The sequence below is a fragment of the Paenibacillus sp. FSL M7-1046 genome, from assembly GCF_038007405.1.
In the GTDB taxonomy this organism is placed as follows: Bacteria; Bacillota; Bacilli; order Paenibacillales; family Paenibacillaceae; genus Paenibacillus_AQ.
In genome coordinates this window covers 799,585-817,908 of the sequence record NZ_JBBOXB010000001.1, presented here as the reverse complement: position 1 = coordinate 817,908, position 18,324 = coordinate 799,585, and the positions used below count along the sequence as shown (strand labels likewise).

Genomic DNA, 18,324 nt, shown 5'->3' with positions numbered 1-18,324 from the left:
TCTACTGCAAAAGATACAGCAGATTTCTTACTTTTGGCCTGCAAATAGCAATCTATTGTATTTCGTGCAGCAGAATCCGTCACTTCTCCGGAAATCAGGGGCACTGGCCAAATTCTATTGCACAGAATACAGCAGAACGCCGATTCAGACGGCTGAGAGGCAAATCTATTGTATAGAATGCAGCAGATAGGGGTAGGGGTAGAGGTAGAGGTAGAGGTAGAGGTAGAGGTAGAGAACTTTCACAGAGTCACTCTATTGATGTTCAGCGGAGGGCGGCTGGTATTTGCGAGAAATATGCAGCAAAAAACAGCTGTTTGGCGTTATTGCTATTCACCTATTCACCTATTCTGCTATCCACCTGGTGATGACGACAGGTTATTTGAGCTGTTTCATACTCAGATTAATCCGATAATTGCCATACTCCAGCAGTTCGTCGAGAAAACCATTCAGCTCCGCCTGATCCCCGGTACGCACGCGCATCCAGTAGCAGCCTTCCCCGCTGACCCGGTGCAGTTCCACTACGCTGCTGTGGTTTAGGGCAAACTTTTGAAAGGGCGGATGCGCGGCGTTGGAGCTTAAGAACACGGTGATAAAGGCGTGGATGCTCTGTCCGATTTTGAGCGGGTTCCAGCGGACGGTATAACCTTCGATAATCTCCAATTCCCGCATTCTGCGGATTCGTGCGCCTACCGCCTGCCCCGTCATATGAACATATTCACCGATGTCCTTGTGGCTGAGCGTGGAGTCTTCTATAAGATATTGAAGGATGCGGTAATCTGTATCGTCGATGAGGTAGGGGGTCATAAGTTAAATTCCTTTCCAGATGAAAATAGAACAGGCCAATCTCTTTCACGGCACAATGTATTCCGCATGCAGGTCCATTTATAATTGATTGTAGCAGAAGACAGCTGGAAAGAAGAGGTGTTTAGAATGAAAATTCAATTGATCCGCAATGCGGCCTTATGGCTGGAATACGGCGGTGTTACCTTCCTGATCGACCCGATGCTCAGCGAACAGGGTGCCAATTCGCCGATTGTGAATACGGAGAATAACCGTAGAAATCCGCTCGTTCCTTTGCCGGGGCCGGTTCAGCAGTGGCTTTCACCGGATGCTGTGCTGGTTACACATCTCCATCAGGATCACTGGGATGCGGCGGCGGTGTCACTTTTGCCGCATGAGATCCCGCTGTTATGCCAGGATGGGGATCAGGATACAATCGCTGCCCAAGGGTTCGGCAATATCACCGTGGTACAAGACAATGCTGCATTAACATTCCGGGGGGTGACCCTGACACGAACCGCAGGCCGGCATGGAACAGGAGAGATCGGAGAGTGGATGGGCAAGGTATCCGGTTTTATCTTTCAGGCTGAAGGTGAGCCTGTACTGTATTTGGCCGGAGACACCATCTGGTGCGCTGAGGTCAAACAAGCCTTGGACGAGTATAGTCCGGAAGCGGTCATTGTCAATGCCGGAGGCGCGCAGTTCATAACGGGAGGCCATATTACAATGAATGATCAGGATGTCGTTGATTTATGCCATTATACCCCTGAAACATCCGTCATCGCCGTCCATATGGATGCCATTAATCATTGTCTGGTTACACGAGACTTGCTTAAAGCACGCTTGCAGCAGGAGGGGCTGCTGGACCGTGTTGCCCTTCCGCTGGATGGAGAATGGATTCAGGTTGATGCCTAAATCTAAGCTTCGTGTATAGTGTTGGGCCCGTCAGATACATGTGCTGATTGTAAACGATCTCAGAGTGGCTTTTGTCCGCTTGACTAGATCACGAAATCATGATAAATTATTCCTTGTTCATGTAATGTTCCCTGATAGCTCAGTTGGTAGAGCACTCGACTGTTAATCGAGTTGTCACAGGTTCGAGTCCTGTTCGGGGAGCCATTTACTTGGAGAGATACCCAAGTGGCTATAAGGGGACCCTCTGCTAAGGGGTTAGACTGCGTAAGCGGTGCGAGGGTTCGAATCCCTCTCTCTCCGTATTGATACTTTCAGACATTAAGAGCTCCCGAGGGGGCTCTTTTTTTTGTGCTGTATACTCATACTTTTTCAGCCGGACTACCAGTGCAACCCGTTACCTCTTTAATAAATTGAAGGATTGAAGCTGTAAAGAGACAAATGTTATATTATTTACAGAAAAACAAAGCATTGTAACAGAAAAGGAAATAAATACAAAAACAAACGACCTTTAAAATCCTCTGCTTTACTCCGGTTTTCATCCATTTTTGCGGATAATGCACAAAACACTCCATGTAATTCACTCATAATGTCAATAAACTTAACGTATAATTTCGAATTTTATATTAAAACCGCTCATATATTAGTGACGGAGAAATAACTGTATGTTAATATAAATGACATCTTGAGGGAATGAACAGATTGTAAGGCGTAGAAAGGGGAATTTTGATTATTATGGAGAGAAGGGGATGGCGATGGAGTACTTCATTCAGCAGTTAATTAACGGTATTTCCGTAGGCAGTATTTACGCTCTAATCGCCCTTGGTTACACCATGGTGTACGGAATTATTAAGCTGATCAATTTTGCGCATGGGGATGTGTTTATGGTCGGTTCGTTTATCGGACTGTACAGCGCAAAATATTTGGCGAACGCAGGGCTCCCTCCTGTGCTTGTGTTGATCTTGTCGCTTATAATTTCGATGACCATCAGCGCACTGCTGGGCATCACGATTGAACGCTTCGCCTACAAGCCGCTGCGCAAATCGACCCGGATTGCCGCACTTATTACGGCCATTGGCGTATCGTTCCTGCTGGAATACACCGGAGTGCTTATTCTTGGGCCTCAGGCGAAAGGCTTCCCGGACATAATGGACAAGAAACAGTACCAGTTGTTCGGCACATCCATTCAAGTGGAATCCAATCAAGTCATGATTCTTCTAACAACCATAATTCTAATGATTCTCTTGCAATATATCGTACGTTACACCAAAACCGGTAAAGCGATGCGGGCGGTATCGTTCGATGTGGAGGCGGCCCGTTTGATGGGGATCAACGTAGACCGCACCATCTCGGCAACTTTTGCTATCGGTTCGGCGCTGGCCGCTGCTGCCGGAGTGATTTTCGGCATGACCTACAACTCCGTCGATCCGCTGATGGGCGTTATGCCGGGGCTTAAAGCTTTTGTAGCCGCAGTGCTTGGAGGCATTGGAAGTATTCCCGGGGCGCTTGTTGGCGGATTGCTGCTGGGAACGGTAGAGACGGAGATTTCTTCGCTCGGATTTTCCTCCTGGCGTGATGGAGTAGCTTTTGCAGTACTGATCCTGATCCTTATCTTTAAACCATCCGGGCTGTTCGGCAAGAATGTCCGGGAGAAAGTGTAGGAGGGAACCGGCGTGAAGATGACAAGCAAAAAGTTCTGGATGGGCATTATTGTTGCCCTGGCGTTTTATGGAGTCGTTCAAGTTCTTCTAACAACTGGAATATTCAGTGATGTAACAAGGTCGATGCTTCTCTTGATCGGTGTCAACATCATGCTGGCGGTATCGCTTAACCTCATTACCGGGATTACCGGACAATTCTCCATCGGTCATGCAGGCTTTATGTCTGTAGGTGCGTACACTTCGGCGATTCTGACACTGGATTATAACGTTCCATTCGTTCCGGCGATTATTGCCGGCGGCTTGCTCGCTGCCGTGTTTGGGGTCCTGATCGGAATGCCTACACTCCGGCTGAATGGTGACTATCTGGCCATCGCCACACTGGGGTTCGGCGAGATTATCCGGATCATCATGCTGAACACGGAATTCGTCGGCGGCGCATCCGGGCTCAGCGGCATCCCTGCCAAAACGACCTGGACCCTGCTATTTCTCTTTACCTTAATTACAGTGGTTGTGATCAATAACTTTATAAGGTCCACACATGGCCGGGCCTGCCTTGCCATCCGCGAGAATGAAATCGCCGCAGAGGCGATGGGGATTAACACGACGCGCTATAAGATTATTGCCTTTACAATCGGTGCATTGTTCGCCGGTATAGCGGGCGGATTGTCTGCGCATACGTTCTACGTGATTACTCCGGGCAGCTTTAACTTTCTGAAATCGTTCGAGATTATCGTTATGGTTGTTCTCGGGGGACTCGGCAGTACAGCCGGCTCCATTGTGGGTGCTGTCTTTGTAACCTTGCTCTACACCTATCTGCGTGAATTCCCGGAATGGCGGATGATTATTTATTCGATCGTTCTGATCCTGATGATGATATTCCGTCCAAGCGGGCTGCTGGGTACAACGAAATTTTCATTCGGCAAGCTTAGCAAAAAGGAGGTGAAGGCAGATGACAGCATCACAGGCAGCAGTGCTTCTTGACGTTAAAGAGGCCAGCCGTTCTTTTGGAGGGCTTAAGGCGCTCAGCGAAGTTTCTCTTCACATTAACAAAGGTGAACTGATCGGTCTGATTGGGCCGAATGGTGCCGGCAAAACGACGCTTTTCAACCTGTTAACCGGCGTATACCCGCCCTCTACAGGCAGCATTCTTCTTAACAATGAATCCATTGGCGGGATGAAGCCCTACAAGATCAACCATAAGGGCGCTGCGCGCACCTTCCAGAATATCCGGCTGTTTACGGCCATGACAGTATTGGAGAATGTCAAAATCGCCTTTCACCAGCATGCCAGACATTCCTTATTCACCTCCATGCTGCGGCTGCCGAAGCATTTCAAGGGAGAGGACGAAATTACACGGAAGGCGATGGATATTCTCAAAATATTCAATCTCGCGGACCAGAGTGAAGAGGTTGCCAGCAATCTCAGCTATGGTAACCAGCGGCGTCTGGAAATTGCACGGGCGCTGGCGGCAGGGCCGAAGCTGCTGCTGCTGGATGAACCGGCGGCGGGCATGAACCCGAACGAGACGCGGGACTTAATGAATCTGATCGCCTGGATACGCGAGGAATTTGACCTCACCATTCTGTTGATCGAGCATGATATGTCGCTTGTTATGGGCGTCTGCAACCGGATTTATGTCTTGGATCGCGGGATACTGATTGCTGATGGAACTCCGGCGGAGATTCGGAATAATCCCAAGGTTATCGAAGCGTATTTGGGACAGGAGGCGTAATGGCAATGCTTAAAGTACAGGGGATCAATGTTTATTATGGAGCCATTCATGCTCTGAAGGACCTTAGCATCCATGTCGAGCAAGGGGGAATTGTAACACTGATCGGAGCCAATGGTGCAGGCAAATCAACGCTCCTGAAGACTCTGTCAGGTCTGCTTAAACCCAAGACAGGCAGCATTGAATTTCTGGATAAATCAATAACCAGCCAGAGTGTTCAGGCGATCGTCAAGCAGGGCTTGATCCATTGTCCTGAAGGACGCCGCGTGTTCGCCAATATGTCTGTTGAAGAGAACCTTGAGCTTGGCGCTTACCTGCAGGAATCCGGAAGTCTGGCGGCTGATTTCGAGAAGGTGTACGACATCTTTCCGAGGCTCCGGGAACGCAAGAAGCAGCAGGCAGGTACTTTGTCCGGTGGCGAACAGCAGATGCTTGCCATGGGGCGGGCCATTATGGGGCATCCCCAGCTGCTGCTGCTGGATGAGCCATCCATGGGGCTTGCACCGCTGCTGGTACAGGATATTTTCAAGATTATTAAAGATGTGAACGAAGCCGGAACTACTGTGCTGCTGGTGGAGCAAAATGCGCATCAGGCGCTCAAAATCGCCCACCGCGCCTACGTGCTGGAAACGGGCAGGGTTGTTCTTGAAGGGGATGCCAAGGAATTGGCAGATTCCGAAGAAATCAAAATGGCCTATCTCGGGCACTAAGAGGTTAGCCTCACTAAGGGCATCATAGAAACAACATATATACAATTCTATTATCCGGGAGGCTGGGAGAAACTATGAAGAAAATTGGGGCCATAATTTTGTCAACAGTACTGACTGCAGTATTGGCATCGGGCTGCGGCAACGACAACACAGAGAACAGCGGAAACTCTGCAAGCGGCGGCAATTCTGGCGGGGACACTATCAAAATCGGTGCGAACCTTGAGCTCACGGGCGGCCAGGCCTCTTTCGGCGATTCCGTATCCAAAGGCGCGAAGCTGGCGGTACAGCAGATCAATGACGCAGGCGGCATACTCGGCAAGAAACTGGAATTAATCGTAGCCGATAACGCCTCGAAATCCGAGGAAGCCACGCAAGCCGCGCAAAAACTGATTACCAATGATAAGGTTGTTACCATCATTGGTGCTTCAACCTCGACCAACACGCTGGGGATTGTCCCGGTGGCTACCGAGAAGAAAATACCGCTGGTATCCGTAGGTGCCACCAACCCTAAAGTGACGGTGGATGAGCGCAGTGGCAAAGTGAACGAATGGGTGTTCCGCACTGCCTTTATCGATCCTTTCCAAGGAGAAGTTATGGCTAACTTTGCTGTAGATTCGCTGAAAGCCAAAACAGCTGTAATTTACACGGACACGTCGAGTGACTATTCCAAGGGTCTGCAAAAGTTCTTTGAAGAAACCTTTAAGGCAAAAGGCGGAGAGGTGCTGAGCCAGGAATCCTATCAGCAAAAAGACTCCGACTTCAAAGCCGTGCTGACACGGATCAAAGAGCAAAACCCGGATGTAATCTATCTGCCGGGCTATTATGAAGAAGTCGGCAAAATCGTAAAGCAAGCCCGCGAGATGGGCATTACAGTTCCATTCCTTGGCGGCGACGGCTGGGATTCTCCGCAACTCGCTGAAATCGCCGGCAAAGAGGCTCTGGACAACACTTATATGTCCAACCATTACTCACCGGAAGATACCGCTACTGAAGTTACATCCTTCGTTGATGCCTACAAAGCTGCCAACGGGGGCGCAGTACCGGACGGGATGGCCGCTCTTGGTTATGATTCCCTGAAGCTGGTTGCTGACGCCATTACCCGTGCAGGTGAGGCCGATCCTGCCAAGATTAAAGATGCTTTGGCAGCAACCAAAGATCTGCAGCTGGCTACCGGTAAAATCACGCTCAACGAAACACATGACCCAGTTAAAGCAGCTGTCGTTCTGAAATTCGTTGACGGCACACAAACTTTCGAAACAAAGGTAAATCCGTAAGAGGTTAAGAACCGCAATCAAATTTGTTTATCATCGGGGAGTCCAGTACGCCCTGAATCACCTTAGCTGTGAAGAGAAAGGCTCAACATTGGGCCTTTCTTTTCGTGATCTATGAGTGTCTGTTATTTTTTTGAGAAAAGTTCTTGTCAAATCTCCCTGGGTTTGATATACTCATTTTTGTTGTGACAAAGACAACTTATCAAACATGGCCCGTTGGTCAAGGGGTTAAGACACCTCCCTTTCACGGAGGTAACATGGGTTCGAATCCCATACGGGTCATATATGCGGTAGTGGTGGAATGGCAGACACGCTATCTTGAGGGGGTAGTGGGTGTATACCCGTGGAGGTTCGAGTCCTCTCTACCGCATACATAATTAGCAAAAAGAGCCTTGATCATTCAAGGTTCTTTTTGCTTTCTTTATGTTGAGTATGATTTGTTGGCGAATTGAAAAATGAAAATCCCTGTGCTATAGTTAATTCAACGTACGTTTAGTGAATTGAATTTGAAATGGGTGGGCTTATGCATAAAGAAATAAAGAGCATGACAAGCAGAGATCTCCAGGCCAGCGAACGGAGAGAACAAATTCTAAACGCAGCCAGACAATTATTTGTACAGGAAGGATACCATGCAGCTTCGATGCGTGCCATCAATAAAAAGGTTGGAATGTCGGATGCATTAACTTATCATTACTTTCCGGAAGGAAAGCTGGAGATATTTAATACCATTATCCGGGAGGGGCACGAACAACGTATTCAGGATATCAATAATTTCGTGAAATCCTTAAAAAGTGATCTGTCCCTTAGGGATGGGCTGCTGCTCGTTGGACAGAAGGTTTCGGAAATTTTTCTAAGCAATGATGAAATCACTCAACTAGTGATTCGCGAAAAAAATTTACTGGAGCCGGAGCAGTACAAATTCTTAACGAATATTACTCAGCAGCTGATTGACTCAATGATTGGATTTTTATCGAATGAACCTATTAAAAGTCAAATCAGAGAGATGGATTTCAGATTGGCTATTATGCAATTTATCTATAATTTCACAACCATTAGTATTTTCGGAAAAGAGTTCGTAGTAGATGGTTATGATGGATATATCGAAAAGATTGTGGACTTCACAGTAAAATTATGGTCTAAATGACCGTAATTTTTTTGATGGTTTAGCTAATCGGACGTTTAGTTAGTTTGAATAGGCAATAGAATCAATCTACTTAAGGAGACAAAGATTATGGGAAGCAAATTGTTACTGGAAGCCCGCGGAATAAATAAGACCTTCGGGAGCAGGAAAGTGGTTAACAATTTAAATCTTTCGATTGAGACTGGAGATATTTATGGCTTTCTTGGCCCAAACGGAGCAGGGAAAACGACAACAATCAGAATACTTCTCGGGTTGATAAGTCCTGATTCGGGAGAAGTGAAAATAGACGGGGTGAGTCTGCGGACTGATTTTAAAAAATCCATTTCTGCGATTGGGGCAATGATCGACCCCGCTTTCTATACTTATCTGTCCGGATATGACAATCTCAGGCTGATTGCAAACCTGATTCCCGGAATGAATAACAGCAATATCAAAGAGGTTCTTGATATCGTGGGAATGATGGAGAGAGCGGAAGACAAGGTGAAAACTTACTCGCTCGGAATGAAACAGCGGCTTGGAATTGCCAGCGCTCTTTTAAATAATCCTAAGCTTATTATTCTTGATGAGCCTACCAATGGACTTGATCCGCAGGGGATGGTGGAAATCAGGGAATTGGTTGTACATCTTGCGAAGGAGAAAGGAATCTCATTCCTGATATCAAGCCACTTGTTAGTTGAAGTTGAGCAAATATGCTACGTCCAATCGGCACAGAGCATACCCCAAGGCATCCTTGTAGAGCTGCGTAATGGCTATGCATCCAGTCTAAATCAGGTGATGGTTGCACAGCAGATACCAGTGGAGGCTATTGTCCCGCAAAACGACACGCTGGAGAAATTTTTCTTTGAAATTCAAAACAGGGGGCAAAGAGGATGAAGCTTCTGAAGAATGAAATGTATAAGGTGTTTAAGCTGAATAAGCTGTTTTATTTTATGGTAATGGCCATAGGGCTTCTGATTATCCAAGGAGTAACCGTATTATCCAGTCCTTCCGGCAATATCAACGGCCAGTCGTTCCCAATGTTCATGCTAAGCCGCATTATGCCATTGTTTATATTTTTTATGGCTCTTCTATTTGCTGAAATTATCTCTGATGAATATCGCAACGGCACGCTTAAACTGTTTCTTTTGCGCCCGGTGCATAGGGTTGAACTCCTGAATGCAAAGATTGCCGCTATGATTATTTCTGTCTTAATGCTGCTGCTATTTGTAATGACAGGAAGCTATGTTATAGGCGCGGCGTTATTGGGGTGGGGGGATCAAATGATGTTCAATGATACTGTTTTCCCGGCAGCTCAAGGAATACTGCTTACACTACAGTCTTATATAATCACCGCACTGCCTTGTTTAGGGTTCGGCATGATTATTGTACTTGTATCCATCTTGTCACCCACTATGGGCGGCACTATTGGAATATCTTTGGGAATCATGTTTGTACTGACCGCTCTTGAAAATGTACAGGAATTGCACAGCTTTTCTATTGTCCATCAAATGAATTTGTATCAGAGCTTTGCAGGAAAATTCCAAGCGGTAAATGTAATCAGCGGATTAGTAAATATAGCTATGTATATCCTTATATTTTATATGGGCAGCGTGCTGGCTATCAAGAAGAAGGAGATAGTGATCTGAACAATTGACGAGCTTTAATGCTACAATATTCGTAATGACAGCTGATCTGCGGCTGTCCAAAGTATGTAGCCTCGACTATTATAACAACCGGCTGTTTATTCCTGAATGGGATGGAGAGTTAATTATCTAACAAGGTCTCCCTAATATCATTCACCACTTCAGAGCTGCGGCGTATTTCGGGTACAACTCACGGATGCAGTCCGGGCAGATATCATGGGTGAATTGCAAAGACAGCTGCTGCAGCAGGAAACGTTCAATGGTCACCCACTCCTCGCTGCTGTTGCGGATGGATTTGCAGGAGGCGCAGATAGGAACAAGAGGTTGAGGATTCTTCTGGTGCAAACGCAACGGCTGGATCGTTCGGACAGACTGAACAGGCTGACTTATGATAACAGGACCAACATCCTGCAGAGAGAGAATGATAGCCTGGTCTGCTGCCGGATTCTCATGGATAAGCGGAAAGGCATCTACACGGAATCTTCTGCTGCCTTTGGCCGCAGTCTGCAGAATAAACTCGGAACTGGAGATTAAAGACTCGCCGCAAAGGATACGATGCAGCAACTCCTTAAGTGCAGTGATCTGGGAAGGGCCCGACATCATCTGTTCGAATAACTCCAGACCATCAGCGCCAGTCCAATCGGCATGCGGGGAGAGTCCATAGTGGTTGTTGTATTCCTTCCAGGAGTCGTTGGTGAACAGGATGATCCCCTGCCTGTCGATAACCAGTGCATTATGCGGCAGAGCATTAAGGGGACGGATGAGGGAAGTGGATATGCTGAATGGCAAAGGTTATCTCTCCTTGATAGTTTGCAGGATGGAAAGCTAGGATGGAGGCAGGTTAAGCAGCTCTGCGACTTGGCGCCTGTAGCGCTCGGCCCTGCGGGTGCCGTGAATCAGATTGGATAGGCGATAAGGCGGAATTCCGTACAGCTCGCAGAATTTCTTCTGATCCATGTGCATTTCCGTCAGCCGCTGTTTGATTGCCCAGCCAAAAGGAGTAACGGGACGTTTGCTGTTCAAAAGACTTCACCTCTTATCGACTATCCAGTCGTGTGATATAATGGATGGGAGTAATAATAGTTAATTATATACTTTTTTACGTCATTTTACAATAAAAAATACGTAAATAAGTATATTTAAATAGTGCGGAAGGCGGATTGCTGATGGCGTCGATATACGAGCGGATAGAATATTTGATCAAACAAAAAGGACTGACAAAAAAGTCCTTCTGCGAACAGCTGAATATCAGTACCGGCAACATGGGGGATTGGAAGCGGGGCAAGTCGACGCCCGGAACACATAAGCTGATCGAGATCGGTGCTTTTTTTCATGTGAGTCTGGATTGGCTGATTCTGGGCAAAACTACAACGGAGATTCTTCGCGAAGGCGGGGAGGATTATTTTTCTGGCCAAATACGGCAATTGAATTGCCAAAGTGAGGAATTGCTGCAGAAGGAGCAAGAATTTATTAAGGAATATATCGAGTTTGCCCGATACCGCAGGCTTAAAGAAAACGAAGAAAATTCTTAAAGTGGTATCTTTACATTTTGCTGAAATGGATTTATAATATTGAATGTTGGCCTCAAACAATGCTTTAACGTTTTACTCACCGCGCGGTAGTGGTGGAATGGCAGACACGCTATCTTGAGGGGGTAGTGGGTGTATACCCGTGGAGGTTCGAGTCCTCTCTACCGCATACATGAAGAAACCTGAAATTCCTTGTTGCTCAAGGGATTTCAGGTTTTTTTGTTTTGTTTTATAGACTGACCCAATGGAGGGAAAAAGAGTGCCGAATAAAATTCACAACTCTAATGAGCGGTTTCTTATCGTTACCGCCGACGATTTCGGAATGTGCCATTCCATGAATGAGGCTATTATGAACCTGTACCAAGCCGATGCAATTAATTCCAGCATGATTATGATGCCGGGGCCCTGGGCGAAAGAGGCTGCTGAGTATGCCAAAAATCATCACAATGTTAATGTGGGAATTCATCTTACGCTTACTTCGAGTCTTCCGGCCTATAAGTGGGGCCCGGTTACCAGGAGTTCCAGGATACAGTCGTTAATTACTGCAGAGGGATATTTTTGGGAACATGCAGCTCATGTGGAAGAGCACGCTACTGCTGAAGCCATCCGAACTGAAATCCGAAGTCAGATCGAGATGGCTCTAACGCTGGGGATTGAACCGACACACTTGGACAGTCATGAGGGCAGTTTATTGGGATTGTCGAGAGGCCGGGATTTTCTGGAGATTGTATTTGATCTGTGCCAGGAGCACCGGCTGCCTTTTAAGCTGCCTGTTAATATAGTAAATCAATCATTTCTGGATTTAGAGATGAGGGAATTAATGACGGAGAGGATTGAATCGGCGCGGAAAAGAGGGATCTTGTTAATTGATGACTTGATTAATCTTCCCTATCACTTGGAGCAGGGGGAGGACTATGACATTGCTAAGGTTAAAATGATGGAAGCTATAAAAGGTGTGGGAGGAGGGATAACGGAAATTGTCATCCATCCTGCGCTGAATACTTATGAAATGCGGGCAATTACTCCACACTGGAAGAAAAGGGAGATCGAGTACCTGTTATTTATGGATGAGGATATTCACAGATTACTGCAAACCGAAAAGATTCAGCTTACTTCCTGGAAGGACATACGCGATAGACAACGTCAGGCCAGTGGCGGTGACACGACGGGAAACCCGGACTACAAGTGTTGCCGTTCGTAGGATGCAAACGGCGGATCGCCGCTATTTTTCCACCACAGGTACACACAGATGGGCCTCGAATCTTTCGTCATCAGGTCCTGACTTCTCTGTATAGTTGATGAAGAAAACCCCGGCTTCGTTGAACTTAAATTCCGCTGAAGGCAGCCATTCCTGATGGATATAATCCCATGTGCTCTGAAACGCAGCTGCCGGCACACCCTTGGCGATAAAAATAGCATATTTGGATGCGGGGTAATCCTTATGCACAAGTCCTTCGGGAACTGTACCGGGATCTCCTACCTCAACGCCTAAAAAATAGCCGGTATCCCAGGCGGATTGCTCCCACAGCTTGGGAACCGAATCGCGGCCTTCGAAGATGCCCAGGTAACAGCCGCTGCTCTGGACTTTTGACGGAATGGAATCAAATTTGCTGTCGATATCGATTTCCCCGAAGACATGTCCCCAGATATCGGCATAAGGCTCGCCTGCTTGATTGAGGTTCTGCCAGCCGATGACTTGAAGCTCCGGTAAATCTAGTACATAAGGCTTTTCTCCACCAATGGAGTCGGTGCGCTGAGGGGCTTCTTTTTCCAGCTGCTGGCGGATCAGTTCGATTACCCGCGGTTTGAATTTAGGGGCGTATCCCTCGGTAGTTCCATCATAGCTGCTCTGGCGTAACGGCTCTGTCATGCATGATTCCTCCTAGTTCATTTGTTCTTCGTCTTCATTATAAATGGGATTTGAAGGGATGGATTGTCCGTTTATAACAGAATGTTCGCCAATAGCAATACACACCTTCATGGAGACCTCTTCATAGGTTTCATTTACGGTATAGAGGGCAAAAGGGCTGCCGGCCCGCCTATAGCAGCAGTTTTCCTCCAGCCAGCGGGTCATAATATCCGCAAGTCCTGTGAAATCCCCGAAACTATCTGTGGTTAATACCGCATAAAGCCCTGCTTCTAGGGTAACAAAACTCAGACCGTCTTCGGCTGATAATTCGCCCTTTTCTGTCCACTCGACACCGCACAAGTATCCATTGCTGGTAATCTCCACATAAAACGACGATGGAAGGAATCCGCGTTGATTGATCTGCGATAAAAGCTTGGCCGAAGCTTCATCTTCCGCATGACTGCCCACGGCATGGGCGACGATATAGTGCTGCTGCGCAAATGGGGTTACTTCAATGATGTAGCTGCTTTGCTTGCGGATAATGGGCAGGGATAGACGAAGCTCTTTGATGGTCCCTGTCTTTTGAATGATGAATTCCTCACGGCAATGATCACCTGCCAGGGTGAACACGCTTTTGGCCAGCCAATGACTGTAAAGGTAGTCCCAGGCCGGGTTGATGCTTCCGGTAAAAGGTACGGATAAGACGGCAAACTCACCGCCGCATAACGTAGCTGGCTCTATGGAGTGATAACCGGCCTCCCGCAGGGCGGAAATCCAGTACTCATGATTCCGGGTATCTATGAATAGGTTGTACGATTGTCTGGACCGTCCAACCTGCACGGGGGTTAATCCGAAGACTCTAAAACTCATGTCCGTACGCTTGGCTGTGAAGACCGCTTGTTTCAGTGCGTTGATGGCTTGCTGTTCGATGTCTGTGTCTCCTGCGGCGAGGTAAACGGCGGTCAGGCCATGCAGCGGTTGCCCGGACTGGATCTTAATGGCTGTCTCCGCCAAGTGGAGGGGGAACTGCCCGGGGAGGAAGGTATAGAACACGCTGCTCCGTTTGTATTCCATTGGCGTAAGCCCGACGATTTTTTTGAAGACCTTGGAGAAGGAAGGCAGGGAGTCAAAGCCGTTGCCCAGCGCAATTTCGGTAATGGATAACCCGCAGTTCTTGATCTGGGCGCATGCGTTGCTGATTCTTCTTTTGCGGATATAGTCTTTAATGGAATGGCCGGATACGCAGTAGAATTCCCGGTACAGCTGCATCAAAGAAACATATCCCGTCCGGGCGAGGTTGTCGAGGCTGATCTCCTCATTCAGATGATCTTCGATATAATCGAAAACCCGCTTCAAAACATCCTGCTTCATAGCCAACCTGCTTTCCGGGGAATTAAACGGTGTTACGTTTCAAGCATCGAGTGCTATATTCTCTGTATACCATAATTAGGGAGGATGGAAATGACAATTAGCATAATGATTGTGGTATAGCGAACACAAAGATACTCTTCACAGGAGCCGCGGGCTTTTGTGAAGAGTATCTTTTCATATTATAGGGGAGGATTAGTCCAGCAGTTTGGCAATATCGGCTTCGATCTGGTCCGGAGTAGTTTGTGGTGCGAACCGCTTCAGGACACGGCCTTCCTGATCGACCAGGAACTTGGTGAAATTCCACTTGACGCTCTTTGAGCCCAGGACGCCCGGCGCTTCCTTGGACAGGTATTTGAATAACGGATGCGCTTCGTCGCCCTTCACGTCAACCTTCTCGTACATCGGGAAGGTTACTCCGTAATTGATTTCGCAGAATTCGGCGATGTCTTCGCTTTCACCCGGTTCCTGTCCGGCAAACTGGTTGCTCGGAAAACCAAGCACCTCAAAACCACGGCCCTTGAATTTATCGTACACTTCCTGGAGACCCTTATATTGCGGGGTGAATCCGCATTTGCTGGCTGTGTTCACGACAAGCAGCACCTTACCTTTGTACTTGGCCAGGGATTCTTCTTCCCCGCGCAGCGTGTTGGCCTCGAAATCATAAATACTCATGAATAACGCCTCCCGAATTTTGATTTATCACAATTTAATTTTACACTATTTATCGTAAGAAGCAACCCGTCAGAATTGTGACAACATTGTATATTCGTTTCAAAATATCTCTGTTGTTTAAATGTAGGGTATGCAGCGGTACAAATACATTTTGATAAAGGAGCAGATACAGATGAAAGCATTATATACGGCTACAGCAACGGTTCACGGTGGACGGGAAGGTTCTGTGAAGTCCTCGGATGGTGTACTTGAACATGATTTGAAAATGCCAAAGGAGCTTGGCGGCCCCGGGGGTTCCGGCACGAATCCTGAGCAGCTGTTCGCGGCAGGCTACGGTGCCTGCTATGAAAGTGCCTTGGCCAATATCGCCCGTAAAGAGGGCGTTAAGCTGCAGGATGTGGAGGTCACCGCCAACGTATCCATCGGCAAGGATGACAGCGACGGCGGCTTCAGACTGGCTGTAAGAATGGATGTGAAGCTGCCCGGCATTGACCGTGCGCAGGCGGAGGATTTGGCAGAGAAGGCTCATGCGTTCTGTCCGTATTCCAAGGCAACGCGGGGCAACATCGAAGTTGAACTGAATGTGTTGTAACGAGCAGCCGGTATTTAGAAGGATTTCTGGAAATAATGGCTAAATAGAGACGGTGAGGCAGGAAACAGCCGGGAATAGCGGTCTAAAGGGCGGCTTTGGTTGACATCACCCCTAAAATTCTTTAATATGTCTAAGTATCTGTTATGCACGTGTGCTACTAAGTACCAAAAATATAAATAATGGGTGATGAAGATGTCTTACAGACCGCATATTACGAATGTGACCAAAGCCAGCAGCAATGATAAGGAAGGATTGTACGAGTTCATTATCAAGCTTGCTGACGGAACGGAGTGCCGCGCGTTCTATCATCGGTTTCCGGAATGGAAAATGACGAACATCAGCCGCCTGCTTAAGACACCATGTCCGGTTTGCCGCAAAGATTTCATCTGCAAATGTATGGAATCCTTCACTGCTGATTTCGAAGGGCAAATGCTCGGCGACGAGTGGATCGACAAGGCTATTGCTGAATAATTAAATGGACGGATGATGAGGCGCGGGAGCTATCCCGCGTTTTTGTTTATTTCCGGGGGAGATACTATGAAGAGGGGGTGTGGCAAGATGGAGGAAGAGCAAAACAAGACGGGCGGTAAGTCTATTGTGCTGATCGACGGCGTATGCCATCTTTGTCAGGGGCTGGTGCGGTTTATTATTCCGCGCGATCCCAAGGCCAGATTTCTGTTCGCCCCCTTGCAGAGTGAGACAGCGGGCGGAATGCTGAGTGCAGGCGGGCTTGGATCAGACCAGCTGAATACGGTCGTGCTGGTGGAGAACGGGACCTGCTATACAGAGTCGGCTGCAGTGCTGCGGATCGCCCGTGGCTTGCGTTTTCCGTGGCCTGCCGCATATATCTTCATACTTGTGCCGCGGCCTCTGAGAGATGCCCTGTACAGGCTTGTGGCAAGGAACCGGTACCGCTGGTTTGGGCGTGACGAGCAATGTCTGCTTCCCACACCGGAAATCCGCAAGAGATTTCTGTAAGGTGCACAGCCGATGTGCACAACCCCAAAAAAGCAGCAGGTGGCTATGTCACCTTGCTGCTTTTTGGGCTGGCTTAAACCCCTATTCGGTTTGGGAAAAGAGGATTTATTGATTAAGAGCTGTCGTCGTGAGGATATAGGTTTGCGTAAGCTTCCATTTGCCGTCTGCCGATTTTTTCAGTATATTGACCGATACGGCCCGGCTGTCCTGAAACTCCGGACCTTTTACTTTCTTGGACGTCTGCACTGTGTATACCGCAGCAGTATCCCCGGTATAATCAATAATTTTAGAAGAGTCAAGCGTAATGGCTAAATCATAGGCTTTAAACATTTGCATATAAAGTTCTTTGCTTTGCTCGTATGCAGGGGAAGTTTCGTCAATGGTGGATAATGCCCCATCCAGATCCTCTTTGTTGGAGTAATCCACATTGGCCTGAACCACAGCTTTAATTTGATCTTCATCCGTTTTGGGTACATTGACCTTAGCCTCCAGCACATCTGCCGGAAGAATGTACTGTAGCGCAGCGATTTGGATACCGCTGATTTGCCAAGCAGAACCGCCGGCTTTTCTGGTGAGGGAGTATACATACTCTGCTTGGCTATCCAGCATGAAGGGACCGTTTACTTTCTCGGAGGTTTCAATCGTGTGTACGGTTGCTTCATTCCCTTTGGAATCAATAATTTCCATCTGGAGGACGGTAGTTTTGGCATCAAAGATTTCGTACTGCTCTTTGATTCCTGGGCCGATCCCTGCCAGTGGGGATTCCGGATCAATAAGGTTCATGAACCCGTCATAGTTCTCTGTATTGGAATACGTCACATATTTATCAAATAATGCGGAGATTCCCTTGACATCAGCGGTGTTCTCCTTGCTTGTAATTGCAACAGTTCTGGAAGCTGCTTTCCACTCCACACTGTTTCCGGTGGCTTCGCTTACAAAGCGCAGGGGAACATAAGTGACTTTGTCAATTGTTTTGGGTGCGGAGGCCAGCTGTTTAACGGTTCCGTTTATAGTTGCTTTTTTGCTTCCGGTCTGCAGCTTGATGCTGAGACCTTCCTTGGTGGCTGTGATCGTGTTACTCTTGGCATCCCAGACCAGCTTCATGCCGAGCTTTTCAAAAATGGGCCGCATAGGGATGAGCACGGAATTGCCATCCTGAATCGGGGCGGCGGTGGTCAAATTAAGCTTCTGCTGGTCAACGAGTACAGTGATAGGTTTGGTTGCTGCGGCTGCTGACAAGCTGATGGATCCGGATAAGACGAGGGCTGCGAGTAAACTGGGCACTAATTTCATGTTGAATGATCTCCTTTAGTTGTAATCTGGCCGTGCTGAAAGCTGACTGACTAACAGTATAGGGCAGTGGAATAATGAGGTAAATATCCAACTCAGGATATGGTGCGGGCTCAGGATTTGGAGTACAGAAGAGGTATTCGTAAAAAAGATATTGCCGCTCTACTGCATATATGCTACTATAGCTGTAAATTAAAGGATAGTAACGGAAGCACCG

The 18,324-nt window shown here is 47.6% G+C and carries 22 protein-coding genes and 5 tRNA genes; 20 read left to right on the top strand and 7 right to left on the bottom strand.

Annotated features, from left to right (window positions below; genetic code table 11):
* Positions 1–375: 375 nt before the first annotated feature.
* Positions 376–804, bottom strand: coding sequence for an Lrp/AsnC family transcriptional regulator (locus NYE29_RS03385; RefSeq protein ID WP_340894375.1), 429 nt, complete (start codon positions 802–804; stop codon positions 376–378).
* A gap of 126 nt (positions 805–930) precedes the next feature.
* Here NYE29_RS03385 and NYE29_RS03380 point away from each other — a divergent pair, with 126 nt between their 5' ends.
* From NYE29_RS03380 to NYE29_RS03315, 14 genes are all read left to right on the top strand, one after another.
* On the top strand, positions 931–1,695 hold the full coding sequence (locus NYE29_RS03380; protein ID WP_340894373.1) for an MBL fold metallo-hydrolase: 765 nt from the start codon (positions 931–933) through the stop codon (positions 1,693–1,695).
* 128 nt (positions 1,696–1,823) lie between these two features.
* Positions 1,824–1,899, top strand: a tRNA-Asn gene (locus NYE29_RS03375).
* Between the two features lie 7 nt (positions 1,900–1,906).
* Positions 1,907–1,995: transfer RNA gene (locus NYE29_RS03370), tRNA-Ser, on the top strand.
* A 452-nt stretch (positions 1,996–2,447) separates the two neighbouring features.
* Positions 2,448–3,353 (top strand): branched-chain amino acid ABC transporter permease, encoded by a 906-nt coding sequence (locus NYE29_RS03365; protein WP_340899596.1) that lies wholly within the window; start codon positions 2,448–2,450, stop codon positions 3,351–3,353.
* Between the two features lie 18 nt (positions 3,354–3,371).
* Entirely contained in the window at positions 3,372–4,334 is a 963-nt protein-coding gene (locus tag NYE29_RS03360; protein WP_340899595.1) for a branched-chain amino acid ABC transporter permease, read from the top strand.
* Entirely contained in the window at positions 4,303–5,085 is a 783-nt protein-coding gene (locus NYE29_RS03355; RefSeq protein ID WP_038587007.1) for an ABC transporter ATP-binding protein, read from the top strand. The genes NYE29_RS03360 and NYE29_RS03355 overlap by 32 nt, the downstream gene beginning before the upstream one ends.
* Positions 5,086–5,090: 5 nt before the next feature.
* Positions 5,091–5,792, top strand: coding sequence for an ABC transporter ATP-binding protein (locus tag NYE29_RS03350; protein ID WP_340894371.1), 702 nt, complete (start codon positions 5,091–5,093; stop codon positions 5,790–5,792).
* A 74-nt stretch (positions 5,793–5,866) separates the two neighbouring features.
* Positions 5,867–7,066, top strand: a complete 1,200-nt coding sequence (locus tag NYE29_RS03345; RefSeq protein ID WP_340894369.1) for an ABC transporter substrate-binding protein — start codon at positions 5,867–5,869, stop codon at positions 7,064–7,066.
* Positions 7,067–7,273: 207 nt separating this feature from the next.
* A tRNA-Glu gene (locus NYE29_RS03340) sits at positions 7,274–7,345 on the top strand.
* A gap of 5 nt (positions 7,346–7,350) precedes the next feature.
* Positions 7,351–7,433 (top strand) — tRNA-Leu (locus NYE29_RS03335).
* A gap of 153 nt (positions 7,434–7,586) precedes the next feature.
* Positions 7,587–8,207, top strand: a complete 621-nt coding sequence (locus NYE29_RS03330; RefSeq protein ID WP_340894368.1) for a TetR/AcrR family transcriptional regulator — start codon at positions 7,587–7,589, stop codon at positions 8,205–8,207.
* A gap of 87 nt (positions 8,208–8,294) precedes the next feature.
* Positions 8,295–9,077 (top strand): ABC transporter ATP-binding protein, encoded by a 783-nt coding sequence (locus NYE29_RS03325; RefSeq protein ID WP_340894366.1) that lies wholly within the window; start codon positions 8,295–8,297, stop codon positions 9,075–9,077.
* Positions 9,074–9,829 carry an ABC transporter permease gene (locus NYE29_RS03320; protein ID WP_076111213.1) on the top strand — a complete coding sequence of 252 codons (756 nt, stop codon included), beginning with the start codon at positions 9,074–9,076 and terminating at the stop codon, positions 9,827–9,829. Before NYE29_RS03325 ends, NYE29_RS03320 begins: the two co-directional genes overlap by 4 nt.
* A gap of 4 nt (positions 9,830–9,833) precedes the next feature.
* Entirely contained in the window at positions 9,834–9,959 is a 126-nt protein-coding gene (locus NYE29_RS03315; RefSeq protein WP_340894364.1) for a hypothetical protein, read from the top strand.
* Between the two features lie 20 nt (positions 9,960–9,979).
* Here the strand turns inward: NYE29_RS03315 and NYE29_RS03310 are convergent, their stop codons facing one another.
* Both NYE29_RS03310 and NYE29_RS03305 read right to left on the bottom strand, forming a co-directional pair.
* Positions 9,980–10,615, bottom strand: a complete 636-nt coding sequence (locus NYE29_RS03310) for a hypothetical protein (RefSeq protein WP_076111212.1) — start codon at positions 10,613–10,615, stop codon at positions 9,980–9,982.
* A gap of 36 nt (positions 10,616–10,651) precedes the next feature.
* Positions 10,652–10,849 (bottom strand): transcriptional regulator, encoded by a 198-nt coding sequence (locus NYE29_RS03305; protein ID WP_038587016.1) that lies wholly within the window; start codon positions 10,847–10,849, stop codon positions 10,652–10,654.
* A 143-nt stretch (positions 10,850–10,992) separates the two neighbouring features.
* Between NYE29_RS03305 and NYE29_RS03300 the strand changes: the two genes are divergently transcribed.
* The 3 genes from NYE29_RS03300 (at position 10,993) to NYE29_RS03290 (ending at position 12,556) form a co-directional block, all read left to right on the top strand.
* Positions 10,993–11,358 (top strand): helix-turn-helix domain-containing protein, encoded by a 366-nt coding sequence (locus NYE29_RS03300; protein WP_076111211.1) that lies wholly within the window; start codon positions 10,993–10,995, stop codon positions 11,356–11,358.
* Positions 11,359–11,441: 83 nt separating this feature from the next.
* Positions 11,442–11,524: transfer RNA gene (locus tag NYE29_RS03295), tRNA-Leu, on the top strand.
* Between the two features lie 90 nt (positions 11,525–11,614).
* On the top strand, positions 11,615–12,556 hold the full coding sequence (locus NYE29_RS03290; RefSeq protein ID WP_340894362.1) for a polysaccharide deacetylase family protein: 942 nt from the start codon (positions 11,615–11,617) through the stop codon (positions 12,554–12,556).
* 21 nt (positions 12,557–12,577) lie between these two features.
* Here the strand turns inward: NYE29_RS03290 and NYE29_RS03285 are convergent, their stop codons facing one another.
* The 3 genes from NYE29_RS03285 to NYE29_RS03275 all read right to left on the bottom strand — a co-directional run bounded on the left by NYE29_RS03285 (position 12,578) and on the right by NYE29_RS03275 (position 15,247).
* Positions 12,578–13,225, bottom strand: coding sequence for a GyrI-like domain-containing protein (locus NYE29_RS03285; RefSeq protein WP_340894361.1), 648 nt, complete (start codon positions 13,223–13,225; stop codon positions 12,578–12,580).
* 12 nt (positions 13,226–13,237) lie between these two features.
* Positions 13,238–14,575 carry a helix-turn-helix domain-containing protein gene (locus NYE29_RS03280; RefSeq protein ID WP_340894360.1) on the bottom strand — a complete coding sequence of 446 codons (1,338 nt, stop codon included), beginning with the start codon at positions 14,573–14,575 and terminating at the stop codon, positions 13,238–13,240.
* Between the two features lie 192 nt (positions 14,576–14,767).
* Positions 14,768–15,247 (bottom strand): glutathione peroxidase, encoded by a 480-nt coding sequence (locus tag NYE29_RS03275; RefSeq protein ID WP_340894359.1) that lies wholly within the window; start codon positions 15,245–15,247, stop codon positions 14,768–14,770.
* Between the two features lie 172 nt (positions 15,248–15,419).
* Here NYE29_RS03275 and NYE29_RS03270 point away from each other — a divergent pair, with 172 nt between their 5' ends.
* From NYE29_RS03270 to NYE29_RS03260, 3 genes are all read left to right on the top strand, one after another.
* Complete coding sequence (locus NYE29_RS03270) at positions 15,420–15,839, top strand: organic hydroperoxide resistance protein (protein WP_038587029.1); 420 nt, start codon at positions 15,420–15,422, stop codon at positions 15,837–15,839.
* A 192-nt stretch (positions 15,840–16,031) separates the two neighbouring features.
* Positions 16,032–16,310, top strand: coding sequence for a hypothetical protein (locus NYE29_RS03265; protein ID WP_038587032.1), 279 nt, complete (start codon positions 16,032–16,034; stop codon positions 16,308–16,310).
* Positions 16,311–16,397: 87 nt separating this feature from the next.
* Positions 16,398–16,817, top strand: a complete 420-nt coding sequence (locus tag NYE29_RS03260; RefSeq protein ID WP_340894356.1) for a thiol-disulfide oxidoreductase DCC family protein — start codon at positions 16,398–16,400, stop codon at positions 16,815–16,817.
* A gap of 105 nt (positions 16,818–16,922) precedes the next feature.
* Here NYE29_RS03260 and NYE29_RS03255 read toward each other — a convergent pair whose 3' ends face one another.
* Positions 16,923–18,110, bottom strand: coding sequence for a copper amine oxidase N-terminal domain-containing protein (locus tag NYE29_RS03255; RefSeq protein WP_340894355.1), 1,188 nt, complete (start codon positions 18,108–18,110; stop codon positions 16,923–16,925).
* Between the last annotated feature and the right edge of the window lie 214 nt (positions 18,111–18,324).

Coding starts and splice junctions, on each gene's coding strand:
- NYE29_RS03380 (WP_340894373.1), top strand. CDS start 931: ATGAAAATTCAATTGATCCGCAATGCGGCCTTATGGCTGGAATACGGC.
- NYE29_RS03270 (WP_038587029.1), top strand. CDS start 15,420: ATGAAAGCATTATATACGGCTACAGCAACGGTTCACGGTGGACGGGAA.
- NYE29_RS03280 (WP_340894360.1), bottom strand. CDS start 14,575: ATGAAGCAGGATGTTTTGAAGCGGGTTTTCGATTATATCGAAGATCAT.
- NYE29_RS03330 (WP_340894368.1), top strand. CDS start 7,587: ATGCATAAAGAAATAAAGAGCATGACAAGCAGAGATCTCCAGGCCAGC.
- NYE29_RS03360 (WP_340899595.1), top strand. CDS start 3,372: ATGACAAGCAAAAAGTTCTGGATGGGCATTATTGTTGCCCTGGCGTTT.
- NYE29_RS03255 (WP_340894355.1), bottom strand. CDS start 18,110: ATGAAATTAGTGCCCAGTTTACTCGCAGCCCTCGTCTTATCCGGATCC.
- NYE29_RS03365 (WP_340899596.1), top strand. CDS start 2,448: ATGGAGTACTTCATTCAGCAGTTAATTAACGGTATTTCCGTAGGCAGT.
- NYE29_RS03300 (WP_076111211.1), top strand. CDS start 10,993: ATGGCGTCGATATACGAGCGGATAGAATATTTGATCAAACAAAAAGGA.
- NYE29_RS03325 (WP_340894366.1), top strand. CDS start 8,295: ATGGGAAGCAAATTGTTACTGGAAGCCCGCGGAATAAATAAGACCTTC.
- NYE29_RS03320 (WP_076111213.1), top strand. CDS start 9,074: ATGAAGCTTCTGAAGAATGAAATGTATAAGGTGTTTAAGCTGAATAAG.
- NYE29_RS03275 (WP_340894359.1), bottom strand. CDS start 15,247: ATGAGTATTTATGATTTCGAGGCCAACACGCTGCGCGGGGAAGAAGAA.
- NYE29_RS03285 (WP_340894361.1), bottom strand. CDS start 13,225: ATGACAGAGCCGTTACGCCAGAGCAGCTATGATGGAACTACCGAGGGA.
- NYE29_RS03265 (WP_038587032.1), top strand. CDS start 16,032: ATGTCTTACAGACCGCATATTACGAATGTGACCAAAGCCAGCAGCAAT.
- NYE29_RS03355 (WP_038587007.1), top strand. CDS start 4,303: ATGACAGCATCACAGGCAGCAGTGCTTCTTGACGTTAAAGAGGCCAGC.
- NYE29_RS03350 (WP_340894371.1), top strand. CDS start 5,091: ATGCTTAAAGTACAGGGGATCAATGTTTATTATGGAGCCATTCATGCT.
- NYE29_RS03385 (WP_340894375.1), bottom strand. CDS start 804: ATGACCCCCTACCTCATCGACGATACAGATTACCGCATCCTTCAATAT.
- NYE29_RS03260 (WP_340894356.1), top strand. CDS start 16,398: ATGGAGGAAGAGCAAAACAAGACGGGCGGTAAGTCTATTGTGCTGATC.
- NYE29_RS03345 (WP_340894369.1), top strand. CDS start 5,867: ATGAAGAAAATTGGGGCCATAATTTTGTCAACAGTACTGACTGCAGTA.